Origin of the sequence: uncultured Bacteroides sp. (assembly GCF_902491285.1) — a bacterium.
In the GTDB taxonomy this organism is placed as follows: Bacteria; Bacteroidota; Bacteroidia; order Bacteroidales; family Bacteroidaceae; genus Bacteroides.
Map to the genome: position 1 here is coordinate 1 of NZ_CABUHK010000048.1, position 16357 is coordinate 16357.

A 16357-nucleotide genomic window follows, 5' to 3' on the forward strand; every position below is an offset into this window, starting at 1 on the left:
GGAGTAGTGGATATGAGCTTCTTCCTTTTTAGGCTAGCAAAGGTATATGCATGAACGGAATTAACAAAACTTAATCCCCCAAGAATTACAACTGAGCCTAGATTGTTCAACAAGCGTACATTTTAGTTGCATGGTTTCTACATTTGCAGCAAAGAATTCCTCCACTTTTGAATAGGACATATAACAAATCTTTGTATCGTAAACGGCTTCAATTGTTACTAATGACGGTTGATTGGGTTCTATAAGTGTGCATAAACTTCCTGCAAATTCTCCGGAGAAAGTATATCCTACTATGTGTATGTTTCCTTTTTCATCCACACGAGTATATCTCAATAAGCCGTGTTCAATATAAGCTCCCTGATGATTCACTTTGCCTTGAATAGTGAATCGTTCGCCCTTTTTGAGTTCGATATAAGTACCATGTTCCAAAATGAACTGCTTTAGCTGTTCTAATTTCGAATGGTTGGCGTATTGTGAGTTAAAATCTTCCATACTATAAACTAATTACAATTGAAATATAGAATAACTTCGTGAGTTGTTCTCTTAAAAAGGAAAAATAGATTCCTAACTTTATCAAAACATCTTCCTCCCTTTTTATAAATCCATTTTATTGTGAGTTTAGTTTATGCTTTTGTATATATATCCAAAACGAACTAAACTTATTTCTATTGACTGAAAGTATATGCTGGCGAAAGAAGAAACAATCTTTTTTCTTTTCGCCAATTTTAAAGTTTGTAACTCTCATAGTTTGAGGAAGAAATGAACTCTTTTATTTCTTCTTCTGTTGGAAGCTCTATCCTATACTTCTGTACAAAGATATTTGGGTCTAACCCGGCAGTGGCATACTTTACCAATGTATCTCCTTTTTCGGTACACAGCAAAATACCGATAGGTGGGTTATCATCCGGCTGCATCACTTCTGCTTTAAAATAGTTCAGATACATATTTAGTTGCGAAGCATACTCATGGCGGAACTTGTCTATCTTCAACTCCACAATAACATGACATTTCAAAATGCGATGATAGAACACAAGGTCGGCAAAGAAATAATCTTCATCAATCAAGATGCGTTTTTGTCGGGCTTCAAAGCAGAAGCCATGTCCCATTTCCAATAGGAAGCGTTGCAAGTTGTCAAGAATGGATTGTTCCAAATCGTTTTCCGTCACTAATGCACGTTCATTCAACCCTAAGAACTCCAAAGTAACAGGGGTATTGATAACATCTTTAGGTTGTAATAAGGTTGCTTGTTGCTGGACTAAAGCGGAGAGGGCTTCTTTGTTTTTGGATAGTCCGCTACGTTCGTAATATAAAGATGCGATTTGTCGCTCCAACTCCTTTACAGACCAGCAGCTACGAATAGTTTCCATTTCATAGAAAGCACGTTTTACCGGGTTCTCAATTCCCGATATAGTGTTTAAATGGGTGGAAGATAATCTGTTGAATAATCTATCAGCCGGAATCATCCATGTTTCAGTTTGTGGGTATTCTGTTGATAGTTTCCAAACGCCATTTTCAGATTCGGCGGTCACTAACCGCCGAATTGGTTCAGTAAATTCGGCGGTCAATGACTGCCGAATTTGAATTTGTGATGCAATGTATTGTGTAACAGGTTCTTTTAATTGTGGATAAACAAGGTACAACCGCCTAAATTCACGGAATCTACGTTCATTCAGACCTTTTGTTTTCAGTCGTTGTTCCAGCTTCTTTAACAGTTGTTCACCGTAGGCGGCACGGTCTTCTCCGTTCTGCTCAAATTCCACAATATAGCAACCCATAAGCCAGTTACGGGAAGTAAGGGCAAGGTTTACAGCGTGTGCGGCTTGTGCCTGCAACGTGTTCTGTATCGTGCTGATATGTTTTACTAATGCTTCAAAGTTCATAGTTACAAAGATAAGTCTTTTATGATTAAAACTTTAGTTCGGGCAAGCTGTTTATTGCTTCCTCTTTCAATTTATCCACCGCACGGGTGTACTTCTCCGTATGCTTTAATCCGCTATGACCTAAAAGGCTGGCTACGGTTTTGATATTTGCCCCATTATTCAGAATGTTCACGGCAAACGAATGTCGGGCGCAATGCCAGCTTATATGTTTGTCTATTCCGGCTCTCTTTACCCAACGCTTTACTGACTTACAACAGCTTTCGTAAGTAGGCAAATCGAATATTAAACAGTTTTTATCTGCCGTGGCTTCACCAATGATAGACAATAGACCGTCATTCAGAGGAATAACCACACCACTACTGGCAGAATGTCCCTTTGTCTTGCTTTGTTCAAACTTCAATAACCGATTAGCGTAATCCACATTCTTATAGGTAAGATCTTTTACATCACAGAATCGCAGACCGCAGTATAAGCAGAAGATAAAAGCACGTCTGACATTTGGGTTCTCGTTGTCATAATGGCAAGCTGCCAACTTTTGGATTTCTTTGGGAGAGAGAGCATCTTTCCGAAGCATTTCTTTAAACTCCTGTTCACGCTCTGCGCGTATCTTTGTGGCAAGCTCCAATGTTTCTTTGTTCTGTTGGCGTTCTGCTGGGGTGCGGGGCTTATCTATCAGATACAGACTAAGGTTTTCTTTTCTACCTCTCGTAACTCATTGGTATTGGGAAGGCGAAGATTGGTGGGGAAATCGCACAATCTACAACTTGAACCTTCAAAAAGGATGGAATATGGTCGTCGAAAAAACAGAATAACGAAATAATTCCGTAACCAACTTGATGTCTTCGGGCATGAAATGGAAGCAGGGCAGGTGGATAGGAGGGAGATAAAACATACTTATTTATGTTTTAGATTTATTCTTCGTTAGATAAATAATGTGAAAACAGTGCTCTTTTCTTTGAACCGGAATTAACTTTCAGTCATTTGTGAGGTCTAACATACATTATTCATTTAATAATATGTTAGAATTATGAGAAAGCAAATTTTAAGTTTGGTTGTTGTGTTCTTGATTGGCTCAACTGTATGTATGGCTCAGAACCGTCAAAAAGGGAAAGTTGATAGAGAGAAGCGTATGGAGCAAATGATCACTGACTTAGGACTGAATGAAAAGCAGGCTAAGGATTTTAAAGCTGCAATGGAAGAAATGAGACCTGCAAAGAGTAACTCAGGTGAAAGGCCTTCACGCGAAGAGATGCAAAAAAAGAGAACAGAGGGGGAAGCTAAAATAAAAAGCATCCTGACTGATGAACAATATAAGAAGTATCAGGATATGCGTAAAAAGGAAAATGCAGATAGAAAGAAGAGAACCAAATAAAGTATCATAAATGCAACTATAATATAATTGCTGTTTATCAATTTCACCTGATTCTCGAAATACCGATGAATAAGGTGATAGCGGGTGAAAGCAAGGGGTGAATTTAGGTGAAACCAGACATTATCGGTTTCACCTTGTTTTTTTCAAAATATCCCTTGAGCTAAAACCAATATCATTATAGCTAATCCGGATATGATTATAGCTAATGAAAATATGCTTATAACAAATCTGCTGTCAGATATTAACATCTTAGTTGTCAAGTATTAACACCTTGGAACTCATCTGTTAATACTTGAATTGGTATATCTATATATTCAACAGATTACATCTATATACTCACCGTATTGTATCTATATATTCAGCACGGTGGATCTATATGTCCAGCAAATAAATAAATTCAACAGGTGAAATCGAAAATGGAAGGCTTCACCTTGTTTTTCCCTATGCTTTCACCCGCTATCTCCTTATTCATCGATGTTTTAGATGTAAGGTGAAACTGGTGGAACTTATGAATCAAAAGTTTATGTTATACTTATGAGAATCAGTAGTTGAAAACAAATCTGACACGTGGGTTAAAGAGTGCGTAGTGTGGGCTGAGCATCATTAGCACGTAGGCTGAGTAAAACAGAGCCTGCATTTTAGTAAAATAGAGCCTGTGTTTTAATGAAACGAAGCCTGTGTTTCCGGAAAATAGAGGCTCTATTGTAAGTAAAAACAAGCTCTGAAAAAAGAGGCAGCACTCATATCCATTTTTGCTTTCAGGTGTGCTTTCAGCCAAAAGTGTCGATGAAAAGGGGGCTTTTTTAAGGTGGCTGAAAGCTGAAGCCCCTTTTTATTAGTGTGTATATTGGAAGTAGTAAGAATAAGGGGAACAGCCGGATAAACCCACTTGCTGTTTCCCTTCGGGTTTTGCTAGCCTCTGAAATAAAATTAATTCTTTTGGTGTGTGCAATCTTGATGGTTGCATGCACTACAAAAACAAAAAACGGATTAACGGATTCCGGTTTGAAACGAAGTGACTTCCTGGCAGATGTGGACGGAGGAAGAACAAACCTATTTGTATTGAAAAACAAGAATAATATGAGAGTATGTGTTACCAACTTTGGAGGACGGATTGTATCCGTTATGGTTCTGGACAAGGATGGTGTGATGCGTGATATCAGTACCGTGTGTATTCAAGGGAGTACAAAAGAACGCCCAAGAACTCGCACTGACCTATTTGTCAAAGAATGGCGAAGAGTATTTCCCTGGCGACTTGAATTGTACCGTAACTATGACGCTGACAGATGATAATGCCATAGACATCAATCAATCAGGTATGTGCCTCTTTGGAATCTCCGGTCACAGGTATTGTGCTGGATGTCTACACGAATGACCCCGGAATTCAGGTTTATTGCGGCAATTTCCTGGACGGATCTTTAAAAGGCAAGAAAGGTATTGTTTATAACTTCCGTTCGGCTGTTTGTCTGGAAACGCAAAAGTATCCGGATACACCGAACAAACCCGAATGGCCTTCGGCAGTGTTAAGACCCGGAGAGAAGTATGATAGTCATTGTATCTATAAATTTTCGGTGCGTAAGTAGTCGTTTTTATTCATAAATTTTATCCAAAAGAAGGAAAAAGAATAAAATAAACAAGAACTAATGTGACAAGTTATCCATAAAAATACTATATTTATTGCAGCTAGAGAGCACTTTAAGTAATGCTTAAGAGGAAAGATGAAAAGTAGTATATATACTATATATTTTCTATTATTAATTACTTAAACACATTTTTTATGGAAGCCAAAAAGTCAAAAAAGGCTGCAATAGAGAACCAACGTGGTTCTTGGTTGCTGATGGGTGTGATTGTTGCGCTTGCTTTCATGTTTGTTTCGTTCGAATGGACACAGCATGATGTGAGATTAGCAGCAAATTCGTTAGCTAACGACCCCATCTTTGTAGAGGAGCTTGTTCCAATTACGTTCCCTGATGAGAAACTGGAACCGCCTCCACCTCCGGAAGTTAAACCGTCAGAATTGATCGAAATAGTAACTAACGAACAAGAGGTAACGGATGCAGTTACAACAGTTTCTGAAGATCAGGGGCAACCTTACGAAGTCATTTGGGTTCCGCCTGTCGTGGAAACAGAAGTGGTGGATGAGATTGAAATACATGAACATGTAGAAACCATGCCGGAGTTTCCTGGAGGTATGACCGCATTGATGAAGTATTTGGGTAGTAATATCAAGTATCCGACGATTTCACAGGAAATGGGTTCAGCAGGACGGGTAATTGTCCAGTTTGTTGTAAACAAAGATGGTTCAATTGCTAATCCGACAGTGGTACGAGGGGTAGATGCCTATTTGGACAAAGAAGCTATCCGTGTGATAAGCTCTATGCCGAAATGGACTCCCGGAGTACAGAATGGCAAGAAAGTACGAGTGAAATATACTGTACCTGTGGTATTCAGACTACAGTAGTAACTTGGAATAGATGAGTAATGAGGGTTGGCTCCTTACGGAGCCAACCCTTTTCTAATGAAATCCACTTTCTTTAATTACCGGATATTATAACATTTCTTTCCCGGTTTGCTTCTGTGAAATAAAAAAACATATCTTTGCGTTACGAATAAAAAACGAATGATGGTTTTATGAATTTTCTACTCTGTATAAAAAGACCTTTTATCTGGCTTTCCCGTTTCCGTTATCGTTGCGGATATGGCGTACATTCACCTTTTGCTTTCAGTCTGATAACAGATGTGATATATGAAAAAATGCCTTACTATGCTTACGATTCTTTGAAAAAGGAACAGAAAAAGCTGGTAAGAGAGCGTGGGTACAGTAAAGGTACACAAAAGGTAAATCGTTTTTTGTTCCGGCTGGTGAATAAGGTGCAACCTGCCACTATTGTCGAAGTTGGTTGTCCTTCGGTGGCTTCACTTTACCTTCAATCGGCTAAACCTTCTGCTGAGTATCTTTTTGCTTCCGACTTGTCAGAATTGTTTTTGGATGCAGACGTTCCGCTCGATTTCCTCTATTTGGATGATTATCGGAATCCGGAATTATTGGAAGAGGTATTTAATATCTGTGCGCGGCGGACTACTTTGAAAAGTGTATTTGTCGTACATGGCATCTGCTATTCGAAAGAGATGAAAGCGCTTTGGCGGCGACTGCAGGAGGATGAGCGCGTAGGGATTACTTTTGACTTATACGACCTCGGCCTGCTCTTTTTTGATAAAACAAAAATAAAACAGCATTATATCGTCAACTTCTGAGAACCTTTGTACGTTTATCTTATATAGATGACTAAAAAAAGAACATTATGAAAAAGAGCCTTGTATATACAAAAACCGGTGATAAAGGGACTACCAGCCTGGTTGGCGGTAGCCGTGTACCGAAAACACATATCCGTTTGGAAGCCTACGGGACAGTGGACGAATTGAACTCTCATTTGGGGTGGCTACATACTTATCTGTTGGATGAAGCAGACCGTGGTTTTATCTTGGGTATTCAGCATAAATTGTTTGCTATCGGTTCTCATCTTGCCACCGATCAGGAGAAAACGCAATTGAAACCTGCCAGTATCATTACTTCAGAAGATGTGGAAAGCATTGAACATGAGATTGATAAACTGGATGAGCAACTGCCGGAACTTTGTGCATTTATTATTCCGGGCGGAAGTCGGGGAGCATCTGTTTGTCATATTTGCCGTACTGTTTGTCGGAGAGCGGAAAGACGTATTCTGACTCTATCCGAAACTTGTACAATTTCCCCAAAAGTGTTAGCTTTTGTCAACAGATTATCAGATTATTTGTTTGTTTTATCCCGAAAGATTAATTTTGATGAACAAAACAACGAAATATTTTGGGATAATAGTTGGAAATGATAGATTTTATTATACTTTTGCCGAAAATATAGAAAATAAGACAGATTAGTATTCACTTTAAATACTCAAGATTATGTATTGGACATTGGAACTAGCATCAAAACTTGAAGATGCTCCCTGGCCGGCAACCAAGGACGAATTGATTGATTATGCCATGCGTTCGGGTGCTCCTCTTGAAGTTATTGAGAATCTCCAGGAGATGGAAGATGAGGGCGAAATCTATGAAAGTATCGAAGATATTTGGCCGGATTATCCTAGTAAGGAAGATTTTTTCTTTAATGAGGAAGAGTATTAATTCTTATTGAGAACGAACATATAAAAATACCCGGTAGCTGTACAAGAGCTACCGGGTATTTTTATGTCTTACTGTCTGTTTTCTAGAACACAGGCATCTGCCAGATGAATCCTACTGAAATACGGTTGGTACTGTAATTCTCCTGTCCCAATACTTTGGCGCGGGAAGTGAAATCGTACGAACGTCCTACGTAGGTGACGAAGAAGTGCAGGTTGGTTTCCATCGGATAAAACTCGACCCCTGCCAGGTAACCCCAGGAAGTGCGGTAATTTCCTTTTTCTACTCCTTCGGACGCCTTGGTGACGGAAGCCGTCTCATACATACCTTTCACAAAGGCGTTCCATTTCGGCAAAAAACGATAGTTGCATTTGGCTACTACAGAAAGATAACCTGCGTCAAAAGCATTATGTCCGCCCGGGCGACCTACGATATTGGTAATGATACCTTTACGGTCGATATCTTCTTTCGAATACATGAAATCTACAAAAGCATTCCATTTTCCCAAGTTCAGTTCGTTTCCCAAAGCATAATAATACATATTATGGCTCTTGGCTTCGTTCATGACGGAAGCTGACCAGCGGGTCTTGAATACATTATTAAAATTACCGTTCCAGTTCAGTGTATAAACCAAAGGCATTTTGCCGGACTTCAAATCGGGGACATTTCCTTCTGCATCTTCTGTGATTCCGTAGGTGCTGTCGAAAGAACCGTTGCGGCTGTTCAGTACTTGCAGGTTAAGTTGCTGGTCGGGCGTGACATTATAGCCGACATTCAATCCGGTCATGAAGTTACTCATGTACTCAATCATGTCACAGTATTGGTAGACATCAATCGGGTTCAGGTCGAACTCGAAACCACCATATGCCGTACATTGCTTTCCGGCGAAAAGATTGAACTGGTCGTTCAGCTTGATGCCGATGCCAGCGTAGTCGATGGAAGTCGGGAGATTGTCAATCATGCCGTTTGCGTCGTTCGATCGGTTGAGGCGTTGGCGGTAACGGTAAGAGAGCCAGTTGTTGATATTCCCTTTCGCTTCGATGCGGAGCTGGTGCATATTGAAATCACCTTCCTGGAATCCATCCTGGAAGTGAGCATCGAAGCTACCTTGCATATTCAGATAAAGATTGAACTTATCCGTCTTCTTTTTTACGTCCGTCAGTTCTTCAAATAAGGGAGTGTTGGGTGAGAATTTATCTTTTTTCTTTGTTTCTTGAGCATATACTCCCTGTATGCTGCCCGCCAAGAGCAGCATAAGTATTAATTTTTTCATAAGTCGGTCCGGTTTTTAGTATTCGTTAAAGTATTGCTGAATTTGGCGCCAGTCGGTGGTTTTGGTTAATGCGAGCATTAGCAAAACACGGGATTTTTGTGGATTCAGTTCCTGTGAAGCGACGAATTGATACTTGGCATCGTCTACTTCTGCATCGAGGGTGGTAGGCCCGGTCGGTACACGGGAAGAGCGGACAACGAGGATTCCCTTTCTTCGGGCGTCTATTAATGACGGGAAGATGTTCTTGTGGATATTTCCGTTGCCGACTCCTGCATGGATGATTCCTTTGTATCCGTTGTTGAGCAGGGGAGTCATCATATCCGCTTCGATGTTGGAATAGCTATATACGATACCGACTTTAGGCAGTGAAGTAAGATGCGTTACATCGAATACAGACTGAGTTGTATGTTTTTTGAGCGTCACTTGATTGTAGAATACTTTTCCGTTCAGCACATAACCCAGTGCGCCGGAGTTAGGAGCCTGGAAAGTCTCAACGTCGACGGTATTCATCTTTACCGTGCTTTCTGCTCCCAGGATAAGCCCGTTCATGGCTACCAATACGCCTTTGTCTTTGGATTCTTTGGCGGCGGCAGTAACGACGGCATTATAAAGATTCAACGGACCGTCAGCACTTAACGCAGTGGAAGGACGCATAGCGCCTACCAGTACTACCGGTTTGTCGCTTTTAACGGTCAGGTTCAGAAAATAAGCGGTTTCTTCCATCGTATCCGTTCCGTGAGTGATGACGATGCCGTCAATATCCGGGCGTTTCAACAGCTCATTGATTTTCTTGGCAAGTGTCAGCCATACTTCATCGTTCATGTCCTGCGAACCGATTCTTACAATCTGTTCGCCTGTCACGTTAGCGATGTCTTTAATCTCAGGAACAGCATCGAGCAATGCGCCGATGGCAACTTGTCCTGCCGTGTAACTGGTTCCGGTGGCGGAACTTCCCGTACCAGCAATAGTTCCACCGGTGGCAAGAATATGAATATTCGGTTTTGCGGCAAAAGCCATCGTTACGGTAAGTAGCAGGGCGGTTACTACCAGACCAATTTTTTTGAATTGTTTCATAACTGAATGAAGTTTAGGTTAATAATATATATTAGAATATTTGTATAAAAAGCAGTCCCAACGCAATCGCGACGGCTGTCGATACCAGTCCCGGCATCATGAACGAATGATTCAACACATATCTGCCAATTTTTGTTGTCCCTGTCCGGTCGAAATTGATGGCGGCCACCACGGTGGGGTAGTTCGGGATAAAGAAATATCCGTTAACGGCGGGGAACAGGGCAATAAGCATATACGGAGAGATGCCCAGCGCGATACCTAGTGGTACGAGTGCCCGCACGGTGGCTGCCTGACTGTAAAGCAGGATAGACATCACGAACAGCGCAATCCCGAAAAGCCACGGCATCTCGCGGACAATGCCTTCAATAGAGAAAGTTAGTTGTGCCATATTCCCTTGAAGAAACGTATCACCCATCCAGGCAATACCGAAGATAGCGATAACCGCTTGCATCCCGGCAGGGAATACGGAACCTTGCGTTGCCTTGATTCCATCTGTCTTTGTCACTAACAAGATGATGGCTGCGGCTGATAACATGACAATTTCGATGATAGATGACATTCCCAATGTAACAATTTCACCGTCAATAAGGAAAGACGGGCGCATACCTTCAAAAGAGCCGAAGAGTACGATAAATGCAGTCGCCAATATAAAAATGATGACGGAAATCATCGCTGAACGTTTGTTCTTGACATCTTTAATCTCTACTTTCTTGTCGTTGAAAAGACCTTCTTTCAACCGTTTCTGATATTCGGGGTCGTCTACAAGGTCTTTCCCCACTTTCATTGAGAATAAAGCGCCTACTAAAACACCGACAATCGTAGCGGGAATTGTAATTTTAAGAATATCGAAGAGAGTAATATCAAATCCCGCCAGCAGTCCGAGCAAAGCAACGGTGGCGGCGGAGATAGGACTTGCCGTGATGGCCTGTTGAGAAGCGATAACCGCAATGCCGAGCGGACGTTCCGGGCGGATTTTGGTTTCGGTGGCAACTTCCGCTATCACGGGCAATACGGAGTAGGCCACATGTCCGGTTCCTGCCACGAAAGTAAACAGATAAGTCACCAGCGGACTTAACAGAGTGACGTGTGACGGATTTTTTCGTAGCAAATGTTCTGCCAACTTTACCATGTAGTCGAGCCCCCCGGCGGCTTGCATACAAGCGGCTGCCGAAATGACGGCGGCAATCATCAGCATGACATCGATAGGCGGAGCGGTGGGTTGTAAACCAAAAACGAACGTGAGTATCGCCAATCCAACGCCTCCCATAACGCCAAGACCAATACCGCCCAGGCGTGCGCCAATAATAATGGCAGTCAGAACAAATGCTAATTGTAATATCATAGGTTGTTACTTATTTTAAGTTTAAACACAAAGATAAGTGTTTCCGTTCTTTGTATTTTCTTTTTCTTCTATTAACAACAAAAAACTTATTGAATAGTTTTTGCATATTTATAAAAACAATAAGCTCGCTGGTTGGTTATATAAGTACTAACTAAAATGTTATTGTTATAAAACAACCGATATGGAACAGAATTTATCGAAGAAAACTCGTACAGAAAGCGACTTGATAGGAAGTCGTGAAGTGCCCGAAAGTGCATTGTATGGAGTGCAGACACTCCGTGGTATTGAAAACTTTCGCATCAGCAAGTTTCATTTGAATGAGTATCCTTTATTTATTCAGGCGTTGGCTATCACGAAAATGGGGGCTGCCGTTGCCAACCGTGAACTGGATTTGCTGACCGAAGAACAAACAGACGCTATTTTGAAAGCTTGTAAGGAAATTCTCGAAGGGAAACATCACGAACAATTTCCTGTCGACATGATTCAGGGCGGAGCCGGAACCACGACGAACATGAACGCCAATGAAGTGATTGCCAACCGTGCGTTGGAACTGCTGGGACACCAGCGCGGCGAATACCAGTATTGTTCTCCCAACGACCACGTGAACCGTTCGCAATCCACCAATGATGCTTATCCTACCGCTATTCACATAGGCTTATATTATACCCACCTGAAACTGGTGAAACATTTCACCGAGTTGATAGCATCTTTCCGCAAGAAAGGAAAAGAGTTTGCGCATGTGATTAAGATGGGACGTACTCAGTTGGAAGACGCTGTGCCGATGACCCTCGGACAGACATTCAACGGATTTGCAAGCATCCTGGAACATGAAGTGAAGAACCTCGACTTTGCCGCACAGGATTTTCTGACGGTCAATATGGGGGCAACTGCCATCGGAACCGGCATCACCGCCGAGCCCGGATATGCCGAAAAGTGTATTGCCGCTTTGCGTAAAATCACCGGACTGGATATAAAACTGGCGGACGACCTGGTAGGAGCCACTTCGGATACTTCCTGCATGGTAGGCTATTCGGCTGCCATGAGACGTGTGGCTGTCAAGATGAATAAGATATGCAATGATTTACGGTTATTGGCTTCCGGTCCCCGTTGCGGATTGGGAGAGATTAACTTGCCGGCTATGCAGCCGGGTTCTTCCATCATGCCCGGAAAAGTCAATCCGGTGATTCCCGAAGTCATGAATCAGATAGCCTATAAGGTGATAGGAAATGACCTTTGTGTAGCCATGAGCGGCGAAGCTGCCCAAATGGAACTGAATGCAATGGAGCCGGTGATGGCACAATGCTGTTTCGAATCTGCGGATTTGTTCATGAATGGCTTCGATACTCTGCGTACTCTGTGTGTGGACGGTATCACGGCGAATGAAGAAAAATGCCGTCGGGACGTACACGACAGCATCGGAGTAGTGACAGCCTTGAATCCGGTAATCGGATATAAGAACTCTACGAAGATTGCCAAAGAAGCGTTAGAGACGGGAAAGGGAGTTTATGAACTTGTATTGGAACATAATATCCTTTCCAAAGAAGATTTGGATACTATCTTGAAACCGGAGAATATGATAAAACCGGTGAAGTTGGACATTCATCCGAATAATTGATTGATGTTATAGTAAGTGGAAATAGAATCAATAGAGAAATCGCCGGAGTGGATAAATAGCTGCTCCGGCGATTTTAATTATTTCTTTTTATCAAGATGCGGACTGGAGAATCCCAGTTTGCGAAGTCCTTTTCGAACATCAGGATGCTGCATGAACAGTTTCCAAAGCAGCTGTGAACGGTAGTTCTCAATCATCACGGCAACAGGTCCTTGGTCGATGGCAAGATATTGCTGCGGATACCAGTTTTCCGTTTCACTGAAGGCATCGTAGAAACCGTACTCCCCCCATGTCTTGTTTTTCTTTTGATACAGGTATTTCATTACGTCCATTGATTCTTCCGGCGTATAAACGATGGAAGAAAGAGCGGCGGTCGGGCTGATGACTCCGTGGTCTTCTTTTTCGTTGGGAGCATGTGCAGCATACCCCTTAACGGAGTAACTGGCGGTCAGTCCCCAACAATTTTCACCATATCCTTTATAATTCTTGGGATTGCGGATGCAATAAGCGCGATTAGCCAGCGTGTAGTTCTTCATTTCATCGAAGTAGTTGGCATATTGGTCTTTCAGTCCGTTCGGGTCAAGTCCCAGGAAAGAATAATGAGCCCAGAAGAGAGGCCCGATGCTGCCGGTCTGGTATCTTAGGTTCATCGGCAGGTTCTCAGCAGTATGCGGCTTAACGATTGCGCCGTTTTCCGCCCAGCCTTCGTGGTAAACCTTTGCCGGAACTCCGTGTGTAGGTGAAGCGGCAGCCAAAATATACATAATCAAACATTCATTGAATCCACGTACACGGAAATTCATATCCCACTGATGCTCCGGGCTCCAATGCCAGAAAAGTACATTCTCCTTATTCCGGTACCAGTTCCAGTCCACGTTTCTCCACAGCTTATCCATGCGTGCGGCAAGTTCCCGTTCTTCTTTGTTGCCATTTACGTAGTATTGGTGTGCAGCGAGCAAACCTTGTACGAGGAAAGCTGTCTCTACCAAATCCCCACCGTCGTCTTTAGGACCGAACGGTTTTATTTTTCCTGTCTCTCCATCCCACCAATGCGGGAAAGCTCCATGAAACTTGTCGGCCCGTTCTAAGAAAGAGACAATTTTTTCCATTCGTGCAAATCCTTCTGCACGGGTGACGTAGTTCCGTTCTATTCCGGCAATAATAGCCATAATGCCGAAGCCGCTGCCGCCTGAAGTAATAATATGCCGGTCGTTCAGCGGATAGTTGCCATCCACATTCAACCGTTCTCTTGCCATTCCGCTCATCGGCTCCGCTCCGTTCCAGAAATAATCGAAAGTGCGTCTTTGTACGCTATCCAGCAATGCTTCTTCCGAGATTTTCTCCTCTTCCTGCAATGTGAATGTTGCCATTTTCGTATCCCGGCTGTTGCCGCCAATCATGACATGGAATTCTCCCGGCTCATAAACATAATCGAGGTCGTAGTTGTAGAACTTCAAAAGCTCCGGTGTGATTTTGAAAGAAATATTCTTTGATTCTCCGGCTTTCAGGAATACTTTTTGGAAACCTTTCAGTTCCTTCACCGGTCGCGTGACACTTCCCACTACATCACGGATATATAGTTGTACGGTTTCCTGTCCGTCTCGTTTCCCTGTGTTTGTGAGTGTAACGGTGGCTGTCAATTCTCCATCTGTCCGAAGCTGTGAATGGCTCAGTTGCAGGTTACTGTATTCGAACTGCGTGTAGCTGAGTCCGAAGCCGAAAGGATAGAGAGGGTCATTGCTTACGTCAAGATAGTTGCTACGGAATTTCTCAAACCATTTTCCTTCTTCCAGGGGGCGTCCTGTATTCTTATGGTTGTAGAATAAAGGAGACTGTCCTACATTTTGCGGAAAGCTCATAGTCAGCTTGCCACTTGGGTTTACATCTCCGAATAACACGTCTGCAATAGCCGGAGCCGCTTCCGTGCCACCAAACCATACATTCAGAATAGCCGGAATATGCTTCTCTTCCCAAGTCAGCGTTAACGGGCGTCCGGTGAAAACGACGAGTACCACCGGCTTGCCTGTCTTTGCCAGTTCTGCCAATAGTTCTTTCTGGACATCAGGTATGTTGAGGTCGGTACGGCTGCTCGATTCACCGCTCATCTCGGAAGATTCGCCCAAAGCCGCCACAATAACATCTGATTGGCGTGCCACTTTCAATGCCTCATTCAGCAATTCCTTATCCGTACGGTTGTCTCTGCCCAATTCTCTGCCGAACATCGTAGCTCTTTTTTCCAACTCAGGATCGGCTGTCAGATTACTGCCTTTTGCATAGAATACGCGTGTGTCTTTTCCGGCTACTTCCCGGATTCCTTCCACCAGAGTCATCGGTTTGTTCAAATCCACGGCTACGCTCCAGGTGCCCGGCATATTGGAACGGGTATTGGCAAGCGGACCGATAACGGCGATTTTCCCGGATTTCTTTAAGGGAAGTACTTCCTGCTGGTTCTTCAGCAACACAAAACTTTCAGCGGCAATCTTACGGGCAATCTCTCTGCTTTCACGGGTGTAAATCTCTTTAGCCGGACGGTCGGGGTCACAAAACTTATACGGGTTATCAAAAAGACCGAGTTTATATTTAGCTTCCAGTATCCGGCGGCAGGCTTGGTCTATCTCTTCCACATTGACTTTATTCTCTTTCAGTGACTGGGCTAGCGTAGTCAGGAATCCTTCGCTTACCATGTCCATGTCAATTCCCGCTTTGAGGGCACGTGCCGATACTGTCGGCAAGTCACCGATACCATGCGGCACCATTTCGCTGATACCGGTATAGTCCGTCACAACAAAACCGTCAAATTTCCATTGCTTGCGTAGTATGTCCGTCATCAGCCACTTGTTGGCAGTAGCAGGAACGCCGTCCACTTCGTTGAAAGATGCCATGACACTTCCTACACCGGCTTCTATCGCTGCCTTATATGGATACATATATTCGTTGAACATACGGATACGGCTCATATCTACCGTGTTGTAATCTCTTCCGGCAAAACCGGCTCCATAAAGGGCATAATGTTTCACACAAGCCATGATATGGTTATTTGAGGTGTAGGAGTTGTCTCCCTGATATCCCCGTACCATTGCTTTGGCGATTTCACCGCCCAGGAAAGGGTCTTCTCCATTTCCTTCGGAGACACGTCCCCAACGGGCATCCTGGCTGATGTCCACCATCGGGCTGAACGTCCAGCAGATGCCGTCCGCACTTGCTTCAATGGCGGCTATGCGTGCCGACTGCTCGATAGCTTCCATATTCCAGGTAGCTGCCAATCCCAAAGGAATGGGGAATGCTGTCTCATATCCGTGAATCACGTCCATACCGAATAGTAATGGAATCTTTAAGCGGCTTTCTTCTACGGCAATACGTTGTACGTCGCGTATTTTAGTCACTCCTTTGATGTTGAACAAGCCGCCGACTTGTCCCTTACGGATTTTGTCGGCGATGTTGCTGCTGGTTGCCTGACCGGTAGTGATGTCTCCGGCACTGGGAAGATTCAGTTGCCCGATTTTCTCTTCCAATGTCATTTTGCTTATGAGTTGGTCGATAAATCGGTCCATCTTTTCATTCTTTCCGCCCTGTGCGTGGATGCAGCAAGTAGCGGTCAAGCATACTAGAATAGTGAGGATTCTGTTCATATCTGTTTTTTACCTAT

At 43.2% G+C, this 16357-nt stretch carries 12 protein-coding genes and 3 pseudogenes; 7 read left to right on the forward strand and 8 right to left on the reverse strand.

Going from position 1 to position 16357, the window contains the following annotated elements; genetic code table 11:
- Positions 1 to 93: 93 nt before the first annotated feature.
- From RDN93_RS13075 to RDN93_RS13085, 3 genes and pseudogenes are all read right to left on the reverse strand, one after another.
- A pseudogene (locus RDN93_RS13075) lies at positions 94 to 492 on the reverse strand (Crp/Fnr family transcriptional regulator); the annotation flags it as partial.
- 233 nt (positions 493 to 725) lie between these two features.
- A complete protein-coding gene (locus RDN93_RS13080) occupies positions 726 to 1880 on the reverse strand; it encodes a PDDEXK nuclease domain-containing protein (protein ID WP_308745938.1) in 1155 nt (384 codons plus the stop codon).
- A gap of 25 nt (positions 1881 to 1905) precedes the next feature.
- Entirely contained in the window at positions 1906 to 2562 is a 657-nt protein-coding gene (locus RDN93_RS13085; protein ID WP_374047415.1) for a site-specific integrase, read from the reverse strand.
- A 345-nt stretch (positions 2563 to 2907) separates the two neighbouring features.
- Between RDN93_RS13085 and RDN93_RS13090 the strand changes: the two genes are divergently transcribed.
- The 6 genes and pseudogenes from RDN93_RS13090 (at position 2908) to RDN93_RS13115 (ending at position 7413) form a co-directional block, all read left to right on the forward strand.
- The gene (locus RDN93_RS13090; RefSeq protein WP_308745939.1) at positions 2908 to 3252 is read left to right on the forward strand and encodes a hypothetical protein; all 345 of its coding nucleotides are present in this window, start codon (positions 2908 to 2910) and stop codon (positions 3250 to 3252) included.
- 957 nt (positions 3253 to 4209) lie between these two features.
- Positions 4210 to 4835 (forward strand): annotated as a pseudogene (locus RDN93_RS13095) (hypothetical protein).
- A 194-nt stretch (positions 4836 to 5029) separates the two neighbouring features.
- Positions 5030 to 5713: an energy transducer TonB gene (locus tag RDN93_RS13100; protein WP_308745940.1), complete on the forward strand. Its 684-nt coding sequence runs from the start codon at positions 5030 to 5032 to the stop codon at positions 5711 to 5713.
- 170 nt (positions 5714 to 5883) lie between these two features.
- The gene (locus RDN93_RS13105; RefSeq protein ID WP_308745941.1) at positions 5884 to 6507 is read left to right on the forward strand and encodes a hypothetical protein; all 624 of its coding nucleotides are present in this window, start codon (positions 5884 to 5886) and stop codon (positions 6505 to 6507) included.
- Positions 6508 to 6554: 47 nt separating this feature from the next.
- Entirely contained in the window at positions 6555 to 7118 is a 564-nt protein-coding gene (locus tag RDN93_RS13110) for a cob(I)yrinic acid a,c-diamide adenosyltransferase (protein WP_308745942.1), read from the forward strand.
- Between the two features lie 73 nt (positions 7119 to 7191).
- Complete coding sequence (locus RDN93_RS13115; RefSeq protein ID WP_002558131.1) at positions 7192 to 7413, forward strand: DUF2795 domain-containing protein; 222 nt, start codon at positions 7192 to 7194, stop codon at positions 7411 to 7413.
- Between the two features lie 82 nt (positions 7414 to 7495).
- Here the strand turns inward: RDN93_RS13115 and RDN93_RS13120 are convergent, their stop codons facing one another.
- Genes RDN93_RS13120 through RDN93_RS13130 form a run of 3 tightly spaced genes read right to left on the reverse strand, consistent with a single transcriptional unit; the run spans position 7496 to position 11099 of the window.
- On the reverse strand, positions 7496 to 8683 hold the full coding sequence (locus RDN93_RS13120; protein ID WP_308745943.1) for a porin: 1188 nt from the start codon (positions 8681 to 8683) through the stop codon (positions 7496 to 7498).
- 15 nt (positions 8684 to 8698) lie between these two features.
- The gene (gene ansB, locus RDN93_RS13125; protein WP_308745944.1) at positions 8699 to 9757 is read right to left on the reverse strand and encodes an L-asparaginase 2; all 1059 of its coding nucleotides are present in this window, start codon (positions 9755 to 9757) and stop codon (positions 8699 to 8701) included.
- Between the two features lie 31 nt (positions 9758 to 9788).
- Positions 9789 to 11099, reverse strand: coding sequence for an anaerobic C4-dicarboxylate transporter (locus tag RDN93_RS13130; RefSeq protein ID WP_308745945.1), 1311 nt, complete (start codon positions 11097 to 11099; stop codon positions 9789 to 9791).
- Between the two features lie 181 nt (positions 11100 to 11280).
- Here RDN93_RS13130 and RDN93_RS13135 point away from each other — a divergent pair, with 181 nt between their 5' ends.
- Positions 11281 to 12714: an aspartate ammonia-lyase gene (locus RDN93_RS13135; protein WP_308745946.1), complete on the forward strand. Its 1434-nt coding sequence runs from the start codon at positions 11281 to 11283 to the stop codon at positions 12712 to 12714.
- A gap of 77 nt (positions 12715 to 12791) precedes the next feature.
- Here the strand turns inward: RDN93_RS13135 and RDN93_RS13140 are convergent, their stop codons facing one another.
- Positions 12792 to 14081 carry a glucoamylase family protein gene (locus RDN93_RS13140; RefSeq protein WP_308745965.1) on the reverse strand — a complete coding sequence of 430 codons (1290 nt, stop codon included), beginning with the start codon at positions 14079 to 14081 and terminating at the stop codon, positions 12792 to 12794.
- Positions 14055 to 16340 (reverse strand): annotated as a pseudogene (gene bglX, locus RDN93_RS13145) (beta-glucosidase BglX); the annotation flags it as partial. The gene RDN93_RS13140 and the pseudogene bglX, both read right to left, overlap by 27 nt.
- Positions 16341 to 16357 lie beyond the last annotated feature (17 nt).